Source organism: Kyrpidia sp., from assembly GCF_023512215.1.
Classification (GTDB): domain Bacteria; phylum Bacillota; class Bacilli; order Kyrpidiales; family Kyrpidiaceae; genus Kyrpidia; species Kyrpidia spormannii.
Genome location: NZ_JAILZZ010000010.1, coordinates 58,512 through 74,670, shown reverse-complemented (window position 1 = coordinate 74,670; position 16,159 = coordinate 58,512). Strand labels below are relative to the sequence as shown.

Below are 16,159 nucleotides of genomic sequence, written 5' to 3'. Positions count from 1 at the left end.
GATGAAGTCCTGGTTAAACTTGCGCTTCATTTCTTCATGCCACTGGTTGATCAGAGAAGGAGGGACCAGGATGAGAATCTTCTTCGCCAATCCCCGCATGATATATTCCATCATGCAGATCCCCGCCTCGACGGTTTTGCCCAGTCCCACCTCGTCACAAAGCAGCGCCCGGCCTTTGAACTGGTGAATGACCGATTGCACGGTCTTGATTTGATACTCGAAGGGCTCCAGTTCCCGAATGTGGGGCAGGCAGATCAAGTCGTCCATGCGGGTGACGGCGAACTGTTTCGCCGCCTCGTACAGGTCGAACCACACCTGCTCCTGCCGCTTCATCCGGCTCAGAGCGGACAGGACGGCAGCCGTCCGCTGGGTGGCGTCCGGTTGGATCGTAGAAGCCGCGAGTTCACCAGAGCCGCTGGACCAATCGGACACCCGGATTGTTCCATCCGGACCGGCTTCGATGAACAGGTAGTCCGCCCCTTCGTACGGGGTAAACAAGCCCTTGATGCCCCGCCCCTGAAGCAGCCTGTCCGCCATGTTGACTTTCAGTTTTCGGGAAACGCCCCTGCCGTTGGCGAACTCGACCTCGACAACGTCATGGTCGCTCAGTTCATACACAGAACGAAAAAAATGAACCAGTCCGCGGTCCATCTCCAGGGCGTTCAGTTCCAGAAGATCCCAGTTCGGCTTAAAGAGGTATCGATCCACTCGAATCACATCCATTCTCCTTGCGCCCAAGTGCAAAAACGATGCCAGATGGAGTTGGGAGGGGTTTTGGCAAACCAATTGTCCGCATCTGCAAACGACACCTGGTGTTGGCGCTTGCGAAACATGCGGCCACATCTCATATCGAGGTTGAGTATAGTATAGCACGGGACGTTTTCACAGGCCCCTCCTTCCCTCGTCCCGCATCAATCCCCCAACAGATAGCGATACCGCTCGGGATCCTCTCGAACCGCTTGCGCCAGCTCTTCGTAGCCCTCGGTTAAGACCACAGAGCGAATGCGCTTGGCGTGTTCATCCCGCGGCCGGAGAAAGCCCTCGGCGATCCACCGTTTCAGCCTCTCCCGCACCGTCCGGTCCCGCAAATTCAGCAATTTTGCAAGATCGCTCGTGGTCAAGACGGGGGTTCGGAACGCCATTTGCGCAAAAACCACCCGCTGAGATGGATCCAACCGCCGCAGCAGATCCGGCTCCACCGCCATGAACGACAGACTTTTACTGCGGACCAGCTCCGCGGCTTCTCGAAACACTTCCGCCAACCCATCGATAAAAAAGTCCAGCCAGGGCGTCAGGTCCGCATCATTTCGCCCAAAATAGTAATTATGAGGCAGCCCCATCTGCAGGTTTTTGTAGTAGATTTCCAAATTTCGGTCATAATAGGATTCCAGAACAAAAAGACCTTTCAACCACAAATCGTGTTGCCTGAGAAGGTAGGTTGCTAAGGCCCGCGCCGTCCGCCCATTGCCGTCGGCATACGGATGGATCGTCAAAAATTGCCACATAAAGATGCCCGCCTGAATCGGAGCCGGAATGTCCTGGGTCTCCGGTCGATTCACCCATGCCACGAGGTCTTCCATCAAGGTGGGCACATCCCGGGGTTCCGGCGGCAAATACACGATGACACCGGTACGCTCGTCGGCCACCTTGTTTTGCACAGTCCGATACCCACTTTGAGCCGGCCTTTTACCGCCCGGGATGACGCGAATGATCGCATGAAGCTGTTTGATGAGTTCCTCGGTGATCGGCAGCCTGCGTTCGGCACAGCGATCGAGAAAATCCATAGCCTTCGAAAGGTTGACCACTTCCTGTTCCGCCGAGGAACGTTGTCCAACCTGCAGCGCCTTCCTCATTTGTCGTTCGCTCAGTCTGGAGCCTTCGATCTTTGTGGACAAAATTACTCGATTGATCGCCGACTCCCGCTGCATTTCCTGCAACACATTGCCCGGAAGCGGCAAATATTCCACGACGGTGTTCGCCTCTTGGATTTCCATTAACCTTTTTGCCATCTTTGGAGGAATCGAGAACCGCGGTTCAAACACCCCTGCCAGCCCCCTTTCTCTCCATTATAGACGGAAAACACCGATTGCCGCTATATTACCGCAAAAAGTGCAGAACGAAACAAAAAACGCTGCGATGTGCCCCTGGACTGCCAAAGGCTCCGCAGCGTATTCTATTCACCCTATTACCGACCATGCCACGCATGGCCAGCCCTCACCGATCGCCCTCCAACTCCCTTTGGATCGCCTCAATCTCTTCCTTCGGTAACTTTGTTATCTCAACCACCTTGTTCATGTTCCTGCCCCTACCCCCTCCACCTTCCCAGGCCCATCGCCGAATCGAAGGCTCGGGGGTCGAGACCCAGGGACCGCAGGCGGTTGTACAGCGTTCCCCGGGAGATCCCGAGCAGCCTCGCCGCGGCCGCCTTGTTCCCACCCGTCTTTCGCAGCGCCTCCAGAATCAACTCCCCGTCCGGTCTCGCGGTACCCGGTCCAGCACCCGGACGACCCAAACGCTGAGGGGCCGTCGGCCCCGAGGGACTCCCCACCAGGTGACCCGCCTCCGGGCCACCCGCCTGGAGGAGCATGGCCAGGTGCCCGCTGTTCCACGATTCGTCTTCCACCGTGACCACCAGGCGCTCCAACACGTTTCGCAACTCCCTGACATTGCCGGACCACGGATGGCGCATCAACGCAACCAGAAATTCTGGCTCGAGGTGCGGGGCGGGCCGCCCATAGGCCGCACACAGATCTTGCAAAAATGTCTCCACCAACACCGGGATGTCGTCCAGTCGCTCTCTTAGGGGCGGGATGAAGATCCGGACTACATTCAGCCGATAGTACAGGTCTTCCCGAAACCGGCCCTTGGCCACCAGATCCTCCAGGGGCTGGTTCCCCGCCGCGATGATTCGGGCGTTCACCTGAATCGGCCTCGTGCCGCCGATGCGATAAAAGGTCTGGTCCTGGAGAACCCTCAAGAACTTCGCCTGAAGCTCCACGGGCAGTTCGCCGATCTCATCCAAAAAGAGCGTCCCCCCGTGGGCGAGCTCCAGCTTCCCCGGGCGCCCGGACCGGTCTGCGCCGGTGAAGGCGCCCCCTTGATAACCGAACAATTCACTCTCAAATAAGGGCCCCGGGATGGCGGCGCAGTTCAGGGCGATAAACGGGCCGGCACTCCGCCGGCTCGCCGCGTGGATCGCCTGGGCAAACAGATCCTTCCCCACCCCGCTCTCCCCCTGCAATAAAATCGTAGCGTCGGTGGGCGCCACCTTTTTGGCCAAACGAATCGCGTGCAGGAGCCGGGGCGAACCCCCTTTGATCGTGTCAAAAGGATCGCGATCGCCGTGCCGCAACTGTTGATCCGCCATCCACTGGCGATACGTCCGCTGCAACTCCTGGTGCATCCGCACCAACTGGGTGATATCCTTTTCCGAAGCCACCGCCCCCGCCATCTGACCGTCCACCATCGCCGGACCGCCGGAAAGAAGCACATGGGTATTCTCCCGGGGAGCGTGGTACACCTGTCGCACAGGTTTGGGATCCCTGAGAAGCCGCAGAACCGCCAGGGCCTCGGGCTGGAAAAACCGGTCAATGGGCCGCCCGAGAATCCGCTGGGCCGGGATGTCGTAGATCTGCTCCGCCGTCCGGCTCCAACCCCGGACCACCCCCCGGCGATCGATCACGGTCACCGCCTCTTGGACAATGTCCAGCACCTGTTCAAAAAATGCCCGCTGGCTCCGGCACAGATCGAGAAGGAGTTCGGTGAACTCCCGGGGGCCCAGAACCCCCACCCATTGCCCATCTTTATAAATCGCCACGGGCTCCCCCGACCGACAGGCCTCGGCGAGCTCGTCAAAATCCACTTCTTCCGAATGCACCGATAGGCTCGCATCGGGGAGCGCGGTATCGGGCGAAACCGGCCGCATTCTGGTTCGCAGCTCTTCCCAGGAACACCACAGAATGCCCATGCGCCTCTCTCCCGTTGCCCGAATTATTTTTCCGTTTCTCCACCTCATCTTAGCATAGGTTTCCGGGCAAACAAAGGAGGAGGCAAAAAACTTCGGCTGTTCAAATCCGTGTCTGCACAGAAGTGTTCAATTTGAACAAATCTGTTCAAACCGAGAAGACACCGGCCCCGTCGGGGGTGGCACGATATTTGCGTAGGATCGGGGTGAGGGGGGGGCCATGGAGATGGAGCAATGGATGAGGCAGGGGTTTCACTGGTTGGCGGCGAGTCCCTCCGCCAATCGCATGGCCAGGCGGTGGGGGTTGCGATTTGGCGCAGCCCGGTTCGTCGCCGGCGAAACCCTCGAAAAAGCGCTGGAGGTTGTGCGGGATTTGAACCATCGGGGACTGGAGGTGACCCTGGACCATCTCGGCGAGTCGGTGTCCGATGCCGCCGAAGCGGCGGAGGCCGCCCGGGCTTGTCTCGACACCCTGGAGGGGATCGAGCGCACCGGAGTGCGGTCCCACCTGTCGGTGAAACTCACCCAACTGGGACTCGACATCGACCGATCCCTCGCCGAAAAACATGTGGGGCAAATCCTCGAACGGGCGGGACAGGCCGGGACGTTCGTGCGCATCGACATGGAAGATTCGGCTCACCTGCCCGCCACGTTGGAGTTGTTCCGGGAGATGCGCCGGCGCCACGATCACGTGGGCATCGTGATCCAGGCGTATCTTTACCGAAGTGAACAGGATCTTCGAGAGTTGGAGGACCTCGGGGCGAATGTGCGGCTGGTCAAAGGGGCGTATCGCGAGCCCCCGTCCGTGGCGTTCCCCGACAAGCGGGACGTGGACCAGAACATGAAAAAGCTGATCGACATGCATTTGCAAAGCGGCTGCTACACGGCGGTGGCCAGCCACGATCCGCAGATTCTTCGGCACACTCGGGAGCGGGTCGAACAATGGGGAATTCCCCGGGACCGGTTTGAGTTTCAAATGCTGTACGGCATCCGGCCGGACCTTCAGCGGGATCTGGTGGAACAGGGATACCGCGTACGGATTTATGTGCCCTATGGAACGGACTGGTTCGCGTATTTTATGCGGCGATTGGCCGAGCGGCCGGCCAACGTGTGGTTTGTACTCAAGAACGTGGGGAGGCATGTGGGATGATCGAGTTTCGGAACGAACCGTTGTCGAATTTTCACGACCCCGCCGTTCGGAATCGGATGAAGGAGGCCTTGGCCCAAGTCGAGGGAATGCTCGGACAGTATTACCCGCTGGTCTTGGACGGCCGGCGCGTCGACACGGCGAGTCGCATCACATCGGTCAATCCCGCTCAAATCGACCAGGTCATCGGAGAGGTGGCGGCGGGGGACGCCAGCCACGTGGACAAGGCGGTGGAGGCGGGGTGGAAGGCGTTCCCGGAGTGGGCGCGGCTGCCCGCGGAGGCGCGGGCGGGCTATCTGTTTCAGGCGGCGGCCGCCCTGAGACGGCGAAAATTCGAATTCGCCGCCTGGATGGTGTACGAGGTGGGCAAAAACTGGGCCGAAGCGGATGCCGATGTGGCCGAGGCGATTGATTTTCTGGAGTATTACGGCCGGGAGGCCATCCGCCTGGGGAAGGGCGCGTCCCTTGTGCCGTACCCCGGCGAGGACAACCGCATGACCTACATTCCCCTCGGCGTTGGCGCCATCATCGCCCCGTGGAATTTTCCCGTGGCCATCCTGGTGGGGATGAGCTCGGCCGCTTTGGTGACGGGAAATCCGGTGATCATCAAACCCTCCAGCCAGGCGCCGGTGGTGGCGGCCAAATGGGTGGAGCTGCTGGAGGAGATCGGGGTTCCGGCGGGTGTGGTGCAATATCTGCCCGGCCCGGGCGGCGCGGTGGGGGATGCCCTGGTGGACCATCCCGGCGTGCGGTTCGTGAATTTTACCGGGTCCAAAGAGGTCGGGCTGCGGATCGTGCAGCGGGCGGCAACTCCGGCTCCCGGGTGCCGGTGGATCAAGCGGGTGGTGGCCGAGATGGGGGGCAAGGACGGGATCATCGTGGACGAAACGGCGGATCTGGCTGCGGCGGTGCAGGGGATTCTCACGTCGGCCTTTGGTTTTCAGGGGCAAAAATGCTCGGCCGGTTCCCGGGCGATCGTGGTGCGGTCGGTCTACGACGAGGTGGTGGAGCGGCTGCGGGAAGGCGTTAAGCAGTGGACGGTGGGAAAGCCCGCGGACAACGCCCCGATGGGTCCGGTGATTGACGAGTCCGCGTATCGGAAGATATTGCATTATATGGAGATCGGCCGGGAGGAGGGGCGTCTGGTGGCCGGGGGCGGGCCGGCGGAAGGGCCGGGATTCTATTTGCAACCGACGATTTTCGCCGAGGTCCACCCCAAAGCCCGGATCGCCCAGGAGGAAATTTTCGGGCCGGTGCTGGCGGTGATCCCCGCGGAGAACTTTGAGGAGGCCGTGGAGATTTTCAATGATACGGAATACGGCTTGACCGGTTCATTGTACACCCGCCGCCGGGATCGGGTGGAATATGTGCGGGAGCACATGTTCTGCGGCAACCTCTACATCAACCGCAAATGCACCGGGGCGCTGGTGGGGGTGCATCCGTTCGGGGGATTCAACATGTCCGGGACCGATTCGAAGGCGGGCGGGCCGGATTATCTGCTCCTCTTCACCCAGGCGAAAGCGGTCTCGGAGGTGCTGTAGCCGGTTGAAGGAGGCTCGGAAAGGTTGATATACTGGGTGCCGCGACGGGGGAGGAGTGTGCGAGGACTGCGGACGGGCGTCGGGAAGCGGCTTCAGCCTCCCCGTGCCGTCCCGGGTCCCGGTACGGCCCCGGGTCCCCGTACCGCTCCAGGTCACCGTACCGCCGCCCGGGCCATGCTGCCGACCGGCTCCCCGTACCGCTGCCTGGAGTTGGGCCTGATCGCCGTCGCAGGACCTCCTCTCATCCGGGCCCACCGGAGACAGGCCAACCGGGGCGAACCGAAGTCACTGAGATAAACAAAGGGGGGCGAGTCGTTGTCTGTTCTCACGCGAAAAAAACCGATCGACCAGTTGTCGGAACACGCTCTCTCTGACACGGGGCTCAAACGGGTGTTGGGGCCATGGTCTCTCACCGCCATCGGACTCGGCGGCATCATCGGTGTGGGTATTTTCGTATTGACGGGGATCGCCGCGGCAACCCAGGCGGGCCCCGGGGTGCTGTTATCTTTCGTGATCGCCGGGTTGGCCAGTGCCGCCGCAGCCCTCTGTTATGCCGAATTTGCCGGGATGATCCCCGTGGCGGGCAGCGCGTACACGTACAGCTACGCGGTGTTGGGAGAGCTTTTGGCCTGGATCATCGGTTGGGACTTGCTTTTGGAGTACACACTGGTGGTTGCCGTGGTGGCCATCGGTTGGTCAGGGTATCTTTCGTCCGTTCTTCACGAGCTGGGATGGACACTTCCCACCTGGGCCCAGGGGGCCCCCGGTACGGGACCGGGCCACGTTTTCGACCTCCTGGCGGCGCTCATCAACCTGGTCATCGCCGGGTTCTTGACCATCGGAATTCAGTGGGGATCGCGGTTTAACTCCCTGCTGGTGGGCATCAAATTGGCGATCATTCTACTCGTTATCGCTATCGGGGCGTTTTATGTCAACCCGGCGAATTGGCATCCGTTTCTTCCCTTTGGATTTGACGGAGTGGTGAAGGGAGCGGCGCTGGTCTTTTTTGCCGTCTTCGGCTATGACACTTTGACGACGGCGGCGGAGGAAGCCCGAAATCCCCAGAAGGACCTCCCCCGGGCCGTGATTTTCTCCCTGGCCATTGCCCTGGTGCTCTATATCGGCATGTCGTTGGTGCTGACCGGCATTGCGCCTTCATCCAGTTTGAACAACCCGGCTCCGGTGGCCAAGGCTTTCTCTGACCTGGGGAGGGCCAGGGGCCACATTTTCCGCATCCCACGGGTGGCCGCGGCCCGGGCCTCTCCACGCCCGCCACGGGTGAGGCATGCAACCCGTCCGACACGTCAGAGTGTTCCAGACCCTTGACCTTCCTCGGTACCCAGCACGCATCACCGGCCGCTTTCCAACTCCCTTTGAATTGCCTCGACCTGTTCCCGGGGCAGCTTCGTCAACCTGACCACCTTCTCCACATTGTCCCCCGCCTCCAGCATCGCCCGAGCTATCTCCCGCCGCGCCTCCCGATGCCCTTCCTCCCGGCCCTCCTTCCTACCTTCCTCCCGGCCTTCCTCTCGGCCTTCCCGTCTCGCTCCCTCGATATCCGCCATATACGTCTGCAACCCTTTCATCCGCTCCTCATACAGCCGCCGCGTCTCTTCGTCCTGACTTAAAAACTCCAACGTCGTCAGCGCCTTGCGCATCACCGGATCTCCCATCACCAACACCTCCAATTGTTCTCTCGTTTTCGCTGTCAAAAACAACATCCACTTCACGAGCCGCCTCTCCGTCCCGAGGGACTGCTCTTTCAACTTCGGCAACTCCACAAAGTGTATCTCCGCCAAGTCGGTCAACAGCAACCCCGTCTTGTCTTCCCGCAAGTGAAACGTCGAGTGATACGCCTGTTTCAATTTTACTATCAACTTCTATCAACCAATCATAAAGTTGACAGCAAAAGGAGTTTACGCTCTCCGAGAGGCTGGCTTTAACCCCGGCTTTCCGGCTGGCGGAAAAGCGGAGCCGAGCGTCTGGAGTCCCGCCCGAAACAGTCACGCCGTAAAGTCGAGGAGCGTCATCCGGCATCCGGAGGCCACCGTCTTCTTCCAGCTCCACGACGCTTCCAAACGGCGGGGTGGTCTTATCGCCATCAGGCTCCCACCTGAAGGACAGGGACGATTTGGCCAGCCAAAATGCCGTTTGCCGTGCATCTCAGCCCTAGCTACCCGGCGGCGCTCAGCTTCCCGGAGGGGAAACCTCATCGTCAAAGCCCGCTTCACGTGCAGCTCAGAAGCCAGCCGGCCGCACGTTCCGCCGGAGCTTTCTCCCGCCCGGGCCAATCCCCGCCCTTTCCCGGGAACATCCCGGGAGACTAAAAGGTTAATTGGCCTGTTGATAATAACGCTGGAGCAATATTTCTTTCACTCTTTTATACGGGGTGTAACGGGTTATCTCTTCGTCATGCAGCCTTTTTTTCAGGTTCATGGCTGCTACCTGGTCAGCATCGGCAGTAAAACCGCATTGGCGGCATTTGAAAATGTCACCATTGCGATTCTTGGCGTCAACCCACCCGCACTGCGGGCACTCCTGGCTGGAATAGGCCGCGTTTTGCGCTCCGGGGTCGGTGACGGAGTAGACGTAGTTCTTGTATTCCCGGCGCTCCTTGATGATGTTTCGCTGCCAGCCGCTCACCTTGCGGGAGAGGCCTTTGCTTTTGGCTTTGCCGCGCAGGTGGGCGAGGTCTTCGTAAGCGATGATCTGCGGCCGGCGTTCTTTGTAGAGTTCGTTAAACGCCCGGTTGATTTCGTTTTCGCACCTGGCCCGGTATCTTTTATTCCTTTTCGTCTGCTTGATCAGGCCCAGGTTGTGCCTTAGAATCCGCCGGGCTTTGTTGGGATCTTGCTCCAGGAATTTCCGGCGCAAGGCCCAGAGTTTTCCGCGTTTCCGGCTCTTGTCCAAAATATGGTCGGACATCTCCTGCAGGGCTTCGCCGTACTCGGGCCGGTACTTTTTGCCAGTATCATCGGTAAATACTTCCGTCACGCCCAGGTCGATGCCGGCTTCTTCCTCGCCGGACGGGCGGATTCGGGGTTCCCTGCTCAGGTGGATTTCCACCGCTTGTTCGTCCGGCAAGAGGACTACCCGCAGGTTGCCTCGCATGGCGTGTATCCCAGTCAAGGGTATGACCGCCCTTTCGCCGGGGGTTAATGTCGCTACGGCGATATACTGCCGCTTTCCCGTGTTAAATACCCTGTACATTTGCTGGTCTACCACGAAACTGCGGGCTTTTTTGACGCGGGGCCTTGTGCCTAAGATGCGGCGAAAGGCGCGCTTCAGATCATTTCTCACCTTGGCACGGCCCCCTGAGTCCAAACTTATTTTTTGATTAACCACGTCTTCATTAGTGAAAATCGCCTGGAGCCTCTTCCAATCCCGGCCGCGCTTTTCATCTCTATATAAAAGCCAGAAGGCGTAGTGCTTTTCTTCGTTAGACAGGCCTTCATGACGGTAAAGCCGCTCTTTGACCCCGACGATGGCGGCCTCCCACTGCCTCTCCAGGGTGAACAGGGCGTCGTCCAAAGCCAGCTTCCACTGGCGGGCCTGTAGCCCGAAAGGGCTGGTGAAACCGGCTGCAACCAGCTCGTCCCGCAGTCTGCGCTTTGCGCCTAAGTGATGCAGGTATTGGACGTGCCCGTATTTAACCAGAAAGGCGTCCTTCTGGCGGGCGTAGGCTTCTGCTGTTTGTGCGATTTTTATCCACTTATCCTTGTTCAGCGGCAGACTTTTCTGCTTGACCGTCTGTTGCACTGGCTAACGCCTCCCTCACCGTTTTGGTCAACTTGCGGGCTTTATAGGTCCTCTGGCCGTACAGCCGTGCCGCGAAATGCTGGACGATGCTGATCAGGTCTTTGGTCAACTCCTGGGCTGGGGACATGTCTTCGGCTTTGTTGACCACGAGGATTTCGCAGCCGAATTTGGCGAACAATTCCTCGAAGAAGTCGAATCCAAACCGCACCAGCCGGTCTTTATGGGCGACGATGACTGTTTTGACTTCTCCCCGGGTGACCATCCCGCACAACTTCAGGAAATTCTTGCGCTTGTAATTGAGGGCGGAGCCGACGTCGGAAAGTATTTCGTCCACAGCCAGCCCTTTGCCGGCGGCGAATTCCTTCAGATAATGCAACTGGTTTTCCAGATCGGGCTTTTGCCCTGAGGACGATACCCGGGCGTATAATACGATTTTTTGGGGTTCCTGGCGGTTCTTTATTCCCAGCGCGCGGTAAAACATTTCTTCCGTGTATCTTCTTTTATTGGTAGGCGTGCGCAGGGCGACCAATTTGCCTTCTTTGTCCCAGGCACGCAAGGTCGATACGCTGACCCCAATTTTTTCGGCGAATTCGCTCACTGTGTAAAGTTTCATAAAACATCACCTGATATTAGCTTATATCAGATAATGTTGGTTGACAACGCCTGTTTTGGATAATTGTTAAAAGAAAAGAAGCTGTTTCTAACCTCCGTCTCGATGTACCGAAAATCCACCACATTGATTGTCACAGCCTTCTGCAACGCATAGTAACTGTCGCCTTCCTTCAGTTGGCTCTGGAACAGCTTCGCCCAGTAGTACAGTGTTCGTTTTTCCATATCCTGGTGGTTCCACAACTGGACCTCGACGTTGATCAGCGTCCCGCTCTCCCGTCCGGGCTTTCACGTCCAGCACCGCCAACTTGTCCGACAGCGCTTCTTTTTCCAAAAACGGATTGAGGATCTCCACATCGGCGATCAGCGGTTCGCCCGAATCTTCAAACACAGAATTCAAAAAATGCGCCAGGACATCTTTGTTTTCCTCGGTGCCAAAAATCCGCTTAAAAACGAAGTCGACCTTGGGGCTCAACAGCTCCACCCGGCTCACCCCCGCCCCTTCTCCTTTCATTATAGCCTCTGATCCTTCGCCGTTCCATCCAAAAGGCCCGGCCGGACCAACCCGAATCCTCCCGAAGGCACAAGTCCCTAACAGTCTCCATCTGTCCGCTCCCAGTGGACAGCGAGTTCCGCAAAAGATGGACAAACACCCCCTCCCCATTTCGACAGGTCATATTCTTCCAGCCCGCCTTTTCCCCAAGCCCGAACCATCCTCACTACCCGAACAACCGCTGCCGCAACCACAACCGATCCCCTCGACCATCCTGACCGCACTATTCCGCACGCGACGGCTCCCGCCCGGCCATCCCCAACTTTTCAATCGCCACAACCCGCTCAAGCGGCACGGCCCTCCTCCCCGCGCCGTCCCCTGCCTCCAGATACACCCGGCCATTTCGCAAAACCGGAACCCCCTCCCACACCTCATCTTCATAGGGCCCAAACAGCGAGATCCTGACCCGGCTTCCCGTCCCCACGGCCTCCCCCAGGACATATTCGATCTCCGACCACCGATCCTCGGTCCACTCCGGCGCCCGACGCCGGCTGGCTTCCCGCTCCAGCCGTTCCGCCATCTCCCGATGCTCGGGCAGCGTCAGCCTCATCGCCGCAAAAAGATTCCCTTCCGTGATCCGCACTCGGCACCCTTCCTTTATTTACATAAAATGTCCGCCGATCTTTTGGCTGCGGTCCCGCAGTTGGCCTGCCGGCAACAGACTCGCCGCCCGCATGATACTCGTCTCTCCGAACCGGGCGCGAACTTGGTCATAGGCCTCGGACAGCCGCCTTCGTTTCGCCACGTCCTTAAACAGCGAAAGTTGCATCGTATCCGACTCGGGCTCCAGCAGATCCACCCCCACACTGACGGCCCGCACCCCGGACCCGTCCCACCAGCGATCCAACAATTGAATCACATGAGGATAAAAGTCCTCAGCCGCATTGAAAGCACGGCCCAGCGTCTTCGTCCGGCTGAAACCACCCTCGAACCTGGCGTATGTGAGGCTGAGACCCACCCGCCGGCCCTTCTGCCGGACGCTCCGCAACCGGGCGCACACCTCGTCCAACAACTCCAGAATCACCACCGCGATGTCCTCGCGTTCAGAAAAATCCCTGGGCAGGGTGATCCGGTGACTGAATCCCTTGTTCGGAGCAGCAAAGGCATCCGGGTCAATGGGGGAATCATCCAGGCCGTGACTCCACCGGTGAATGATCGTTCCCCACACCCCGAATCGCCGCCGCAAACGCGATTCCGGAATCGCCGCCACGTCCCCGATGGTCGTCGCGCCAAACTCACGGTCCAAGATTTCCGCCCGACGCTTCAACCCCCACATCTCATACACGGACAGGGAATGCAGCCGGGAGGACACATCTTTCTCCGTCCACCACACCACTCCGCTCGGCTCCTTCTTCGCCGCTCGATTGGCCATCTTCGCCATCCACTTATTCGGCGCCAAACCCACGCGACATCGGATGCGAAACAGGTCCCAAATCGTTTCTTTGAGTCTCCCCGACGCCGCGATGGGGTCCGGAAACAGGGCGGAGGGGTAGGGTAAGGCAAAGAACGCTTCATCCACGCTAAAGGGCTCGTGAAGGGGGAACATCTGCCGGATCGTATGATGAATTCGAACGCTCGTCTCCAGATACAACCGCATCCGCGGCTTGACCACCACGGCCTTTGGGCACATCCTCAGAGCCTCGCCCAGGTTCATGGCGGTGGACACCCCCGCCGCTTTCGCCGGAGGTGTCGCCGCAAGCACGATCCCAGAGCGGCGTTCAGGATCGCCGGCCACAATCAAAAGGGGATCTGTCTTATCGTCATCTTCCCGGCGATGTCCGGCAAACTCCGGTCGGCTCGCCGCCTCCACCGAGGCATAGAAACTTTGCATGTCCACCAAGCCATACACCCAAGTCACTCCGGGATCTCGCCCAACCATCTGCGCAATCCCCCTTCCACCTCGGCATAGAGCATGGGCGTCATGAACAGCGCTTCCTGGTGACGCTCGTTCACTTTATAGTGCACGCGGACATCCAGGGGACGGTTCTCCACCTCGATGACCGTCACCCCCCGGTCCCGCAACTCCTGTTTGACCGCCCTCATCTCCCGGGTCAGTTCCTTCTGAAGGTATTCGATCTGCAACATCCTGCGAATCAGCGCAGTGGGACGCATGGCCACCTCCACGTACAAACGTATGTTCCAGTTCCATTGTATACCCGAGGCCCGCCCGAATCAAGCACAAAAAGACCTTGGGACGGGCGGGTGCCCCTCAGGCCTCCCAAGGGCTCAAACGAGTATTTAGACAACGGAAATTGTGATATGATGAGTCCACATACAACAACAACGGTTCACAGGTGGATCCTACGAATCACAGGGAGGGACGGATGTTGAAAACAGACACTGGGGCGGCTCTTTTACATTCGAAACTGGACCTTCCACCTCAATTGGGCCATCCTGGCCATGGTGTTTCTCCCGTTCACCCTCTTGTCACTCTATCTGCCAATGGCCATCACGTTTTCCTGGACTATGCCCTTCCAAATTGGGATTCACTTGGCACCCTATTTTGAGTTTTTCCCAATGATCGCGGGATTCGGACTAATCAGCGGAATTTTGGGCGATCGCACGGGACATTCAGCCCATCCGTGAGCTGAATCTCATTGCCCTTTCCTGGCGGAAGATCGTCGGAGGATCGCAAAAATCTCCGGCGGCTCACATACCGCCCCATTTCATTTCCACAGAAGCACGGCCTTCGTCTCCACACGAGCCCGGCTCCCGGATCCTTCCCCGCATGCGCAGCTTCCGTCTGCCTCCCACTGCTTCGAACATGCTATAATGGCACTGCCATCCAAACATCCGGGAAGGGGATTCGTCATGCAAATGACACCAAGTGCCGCTCATTTGTTGAAGGCCTTTTTTCGTCCCTTAAAATGGGCTGCGGTCGCCGTCGCCTCGGTGACCCTTTTGATAGGCTGTGGACCTGCGGCATCGCCGCCTTATCAAGGACCCAGACCTGGCCAAGGACCTGTACCCAATCCGCCGGCCTCCAATCCACCCTTTGAGAATAAACTGCAGCAAAACGTCATCACCCCGAGCCCTGATTTTCAGCCGAGCCCAGCCCCCGTCGACCGAGTGACCGTCCTGTCCGCCGACGGAAAAGAGATGACTCTCGATCTCACCAAGCTACCCGTTTTGTTCCAGGCCTATTGGTGTCCCCACTGCCAGCGCACCCTCGTATTGCTGTACCAGCATCGGGACACCGTCCGGCAGCCGATCATCGTCTCCACCGGATTCGTTCCCGGCACCACCCTGAAAGAGGCCGTATCGTTGACCGAGCAGGAAGAGACGGCCCTGGGAGTTCATTTTCCCAGCATCTACTATCTCCTGGACAACAACGTGCGGTCCCGGGTTCTGCACCAATACCCGACCCTCTACTTCCCGAGCGGCGGAAAACCTCAGGTGATCACCGGAGAACGGACCCTGGAAATCTGGCAACGGGCGCTTTCCTCTAATTGATAGCCGGGGCTCCGGCACTGAATGGCGGATCAAAACCGGTTGCCGCTGTATGCCCCACTCTTTTGTTCCGGCCGGCCTTTCGGCACAATGCCCGTTTGGAGGCCCGTGAGAATTATCATCTTGAGCATCATTCTTGCAACCTCGGGCCACGGTCCGGCCGGCAATATGAATGGAGAAACAATCACCGCTTCCCATCGGCCGGTATCGCCGCGGCTGCAGATTGTTGCATCCCCACAACGTCAGTTAAAAACCTGGCAAACTCATCCCGCAGGTCCTCCCGCAGCAGAGCCACCTCCACAGAGGCGCGGAGCAGACCCATGGGATTGCCGATGTCGAACCGGCGCCCCTCAAAAGGCATCGCCCAGACCCCTTGCGTTCGGCACAGGACGTTCAGGCCGTCCGTCAACTGGATCTCGTTCCCTTTTCCCGGCGGCAGCTCATGGAGAATCGAAAAAATCTCCGGGGTGATAACATACCGTCCCATGATGGCGAGATTCGAAGGGGCTTCTTCCACCGCCGGCTTCTCCACCAAAGCTTTCGCACGATGGCCCCTCCCCTTTGGCCCCGGCCCGTCGGGATCCACAATCCCGTACCGGCTGACCTCGGCAGGCGGAACCTCCTGGACCCCGACCACCGTCCCACCGGTCTCCTCATAAAGGTCGATGAGCTGGGCGATACAGGGCCGCTCAGCAAACATCACGTCATCCCCGAGAAGCACCGCGAAAGGCTCATCTCCGACAAAACTCCGGGCGCAGGCCACCGCATGTCCCAATCCCCGGGGCTGCTTCTGGCGAATGTAATATACGTCCGCCAGTTCCGCGATCCGCCGGACCTCCTCCAGGGCTTTCTCATCCCCCTTGGCCTCGAGTTCCATCTCCAGCTCGATATTGCGATCAAAATGATCCTCAATGGCCCGCTTGTTCCTCCCGGTGATGATGATGATGTCCTCGATCCCCGCCGCCACCGCCTCTTCGACGATATACTGAATCGCAGGCTTGTCCACGATCGGCAGCATCTCTTTCGGCTGCGCTTTGGTCGCCGGCAACAGCCGGGTCCCCAAACCCGCCGCAGGAATGACGGCTTTCCGCACTGGCTTCAACAATTCCTGTCCAACCTCCTTCGAGCGCGCCGGC

Annotated in this window: 15 protein-coding genes and 1 pseudogene; 4 read left to right on the top strand and 12 right to left on the bottom strand. The window is 59.1% G+C overall.

Annotation, left to right across the window (positions count from 1 at the left end):
- The 3 genes from K6T64_RS06100 to K6T64_RS06090 all read right to left on the bottom strand — a co-directional run.
- A partial coding sequence (locus tag K6T64_RS06100; protein WP_288009047.1) for an SNF2-related protein occupies positions 1-723 on the bottom strand: 723 nt, incomplete at its 3' end.
- 188 nt (positions 724-911) lie between these two features.
- Positions 912-2,042, bottom strand: coding sequence for a Fic family protein (locus tag K6T64_RS06095; RefSeq protein WP_288009046.1), 1,131 nt, complete (start codon positions 2,040-2,042; stop codon positions 912-914).
- Between the two features lie 263 nt (positions 2,043-2,305).
- A complete protein-coding gene (locus K6T64_RS06090) occupies positions 2,306-3,967 on the bottom strand; it encodes a sigma-54 interaction domain-containing protein (protein WP_288009044.1) in 1,662 nt (553 codons plus the stop codon).
- 223 nt (positions 3,968-4,190) lie between these two features.
- On the opposite strand from K6T64_RS06090, the gene K6T64_RS06085 reads away from it, so the two are divergent.
- The 3 genes from K6T64_RS06085 (at position 4,191) to K6T64_RS06075 (ending at position 7,978) form a co-directional block, all read left to right on the top strand.
- Positions 4,191-5,114, top strand: a complete 924-nt coding sequence (locus K6T64_RS06085) for a proline dehydrogenase family protein (protein WP_288009043.1) — start codon at positions 4,191-4,193, stop codon at positions 5,112-5,114.
- Positions 5,111-6,652: an L-glutamate gamma-semialdehyde dehydrogenase gene (pruA, locus tag K6T64_RS06080; RefSeq protein WP_288009042.1), complete on the top strand. Its 1,542-nt coding sequence runs from the start codon at positions 5,111-5,113 to the stop codon at positions 6,650-6,652. Before K6T64_RS06085 ends, pruA begins: the two co-directional genes overlap by 4 nt.
- A 315-nt stretch (positions 6,653-6,967) precedes the next feature.
- Positions 6,968-7,978 (top strand): amino acid permease, encoded by a 1,011-nt coding sequence (locus K6T64_RS06075; protein ID WP_288009041.1) that lies wholly within the window; start codon positions 6,968-6,970, stop codon positions 7,976-7,978.
- Positions 7,979-8,001: 23 nt separating this feature from the next.
- Here the strand turns inward: K6T64_RS06075 and K6T64_RS06070 are convergent, their stop codons facing one another.
- The 8 genes and pseudogenes from K6T64_RS06070 to K6T64_RS06040 form a co-directional block, all read right to left on the bottom strand.
- Positions 8,002-8,529, bottom strand: a complete 528-nt coding sequence (locus K6T64_RS06070) for an Rpn family recombination-promoting nuclease/putative transposase (protein WP_288009040.1) — start codon at positions 8,527-8,529, stop codon at positions 8,002-8,004.
- A 454-nt stretch (positions 8,530-8,983) separates the two neighbouring features.
- Positions 8,984-10,411: a zinc ribbon domain-containing protein gene (locus K6T64_RS06065; protein WP_288009038.1), complete on the bottom strand. Its 1,428-nt coding sequence runs from the start codon at positions 10,409-10,411 to the stop codon at positions 8,984-8,986.
- Positions 10,365-11,024, bottom strand: coding sequence for an IS607 family transposase (locus K6T64_RS06060; protein ID WP_288009036.1), 660 nt, complete (start codon positions 11,022-11,024; stop codon positions 10,365-10,367). The genes K6T64_RS06065 and K6T64_RS06060 overlap by 47 nt, the downstream gene beginning before the upstream one ends.
- A gap of 26 nt (positions 11,025-11,050) precedes the next feature.
- Positions 11,051-11,245 carry a PD-(D/E)XK nuclease family transposase gene (locus K6T64_RS16840; RefSeq protein ID WP_353737797.1) on the bottom strand — a complete coding sequence of 65 codons (195 nt, stop codon included), beginning with the start codon at positions 11,243-11,245 and terminating at the stop codon, positions 11,051-11,053.
- Positions 11,246-11,357: 112 nt separating this feature from the next.
- Positions 11,358-11,534, bottom strand: a pseudogene (locus tag K6T64_RS16835) (PD-(D/E)XK nuclease family transposase); the annotation flags it as partial.
- Between the two features lie 262 nt (positions 11,535-11,796).
- Complete coding sequence (locus K6T64_RS06050; protein WP_288009032.1) at positions 11,797-12,156, bottom strand: YolD-like family protein; 360 nt, start codon at positions 12,154-12,156, stop codon at positions 11,797-11,799.
- A gap of 18 nt (positions 12,157-12,174) precedes the next feature.
- Positions 12,175-13,452 (bottom strand): DNA polymerase IV, encoded by a 1,278-nt coding sequence (locus tag K6T64_RS06045; RefSeq protein WP_288009031.1) that lies wholly within the window; start codon positions 13,450-13,452, stop codon positions 12,175-12,177.
- Entirely contained in the window at positions 13,428-13,685 is a 258-nt protein-coding gene (locus K6T64_RS06040; RefSeq protein WP_288009029.1) for a YhjD family protein, read from the bottom strand. Before K6T64_RS06040 ends, K6T64_RS06045 begins: the two co-directional genes overlap by 25 nt.
- Before the next feature lie 699 nt (positions 13,686-14,384).
- On the opposite strand from K6T64_RS06040, the gene K6T64_RS06035 reads away from it, so the two are divergent.
- Positions 14,385-15,026 carry a hypothetical protein gene (locus tag K6T64_RS06035; RefSeq protein ID WP_288009028.1) on the top strand — a complete coding sequence of 214 codons (642 nt, stop codon included), beginning with the start codon at positions 14,385-14,387 and terminating at the stop codon, positions 15,024-15,026.
- Between the two features lie 181 nt (positions 15,027-15,207).
- Here the strand turns inward: K6T64_RS06035 and galU are convergent, their stop codons facing one another.
- Complete coding sequence (gene galU / locus K6T64_RS06030; protein ID WP_288009027.1) at positions 15,208-16,128, bottom strand: UTP--glucose-1-phosphate uridylyltransferase GalU; 921 nt, start codon at positions 16,126-16,128, stop codon at positions 15,208-15,210.
- Positions 16,129-16,159 lie beyond the last annotated feature (31 nt).

Bases quoted from the DNA above. Each gene is read 5' to 3' on its own strand.
- K6T64_RS06090 (WP_288009044.1), bottom strand. From the start codon at position 3,967: ATGGGCATTCTGTGGTGTTCCTGGGAAGAGCTGCGAACCAGAATGCGG.
- K6T64_RS06085 (WP_288009043.1), top strand. From the start codon at position 4,191: ATGGAGCAATGGATGAGGCAGGGGTTTCACTGGTTGGCGGCGAGTCCC.
- pruA (WP_288009042.1), top strand. From the start codon at position 5,111: ATGATCGAGTTTCGGAACGAACCGTTGTCGAATTTTCACGACCCCGCC.
- K6T64_RS06060 (WP_288009036.1), bottom strand. From the start codon at position 11,024: ATGAAACTTTACACAGTGAGCGAATTCGCCGAAAAAATTGGGGTCAGC.
- K6T64_RS16840 (WP_353737797.1), bottom strand. From the start codon at position 11,245: ATGGAAAAACGAACACTGTACTACTGGGCGAAGCTGTTCCAGAGCCAA.
- K6T64_RS06045 (WP_288009031.1), bottom strand. From the start codon at position 13,452: ATGGTTGGGCGAGATCCCGGAGTGACTTGGGTGTATGGCTTGGTGGAC.
- K6T64_RS06040 (WP_288009029.1), bottom strand. From the start codon at position 13,685: ATGCGTCCCACTGCGCTGATTCGCAGGATGTTGCAGATCGAATACCTT.
- K6T64_RS06035 (WP_288009028.1), top strand. From the start codon at position 14,385: ATGCAAATGACACCAAGTGCCGCTCATTTGTTGAAGGCCTTTTTTCGT.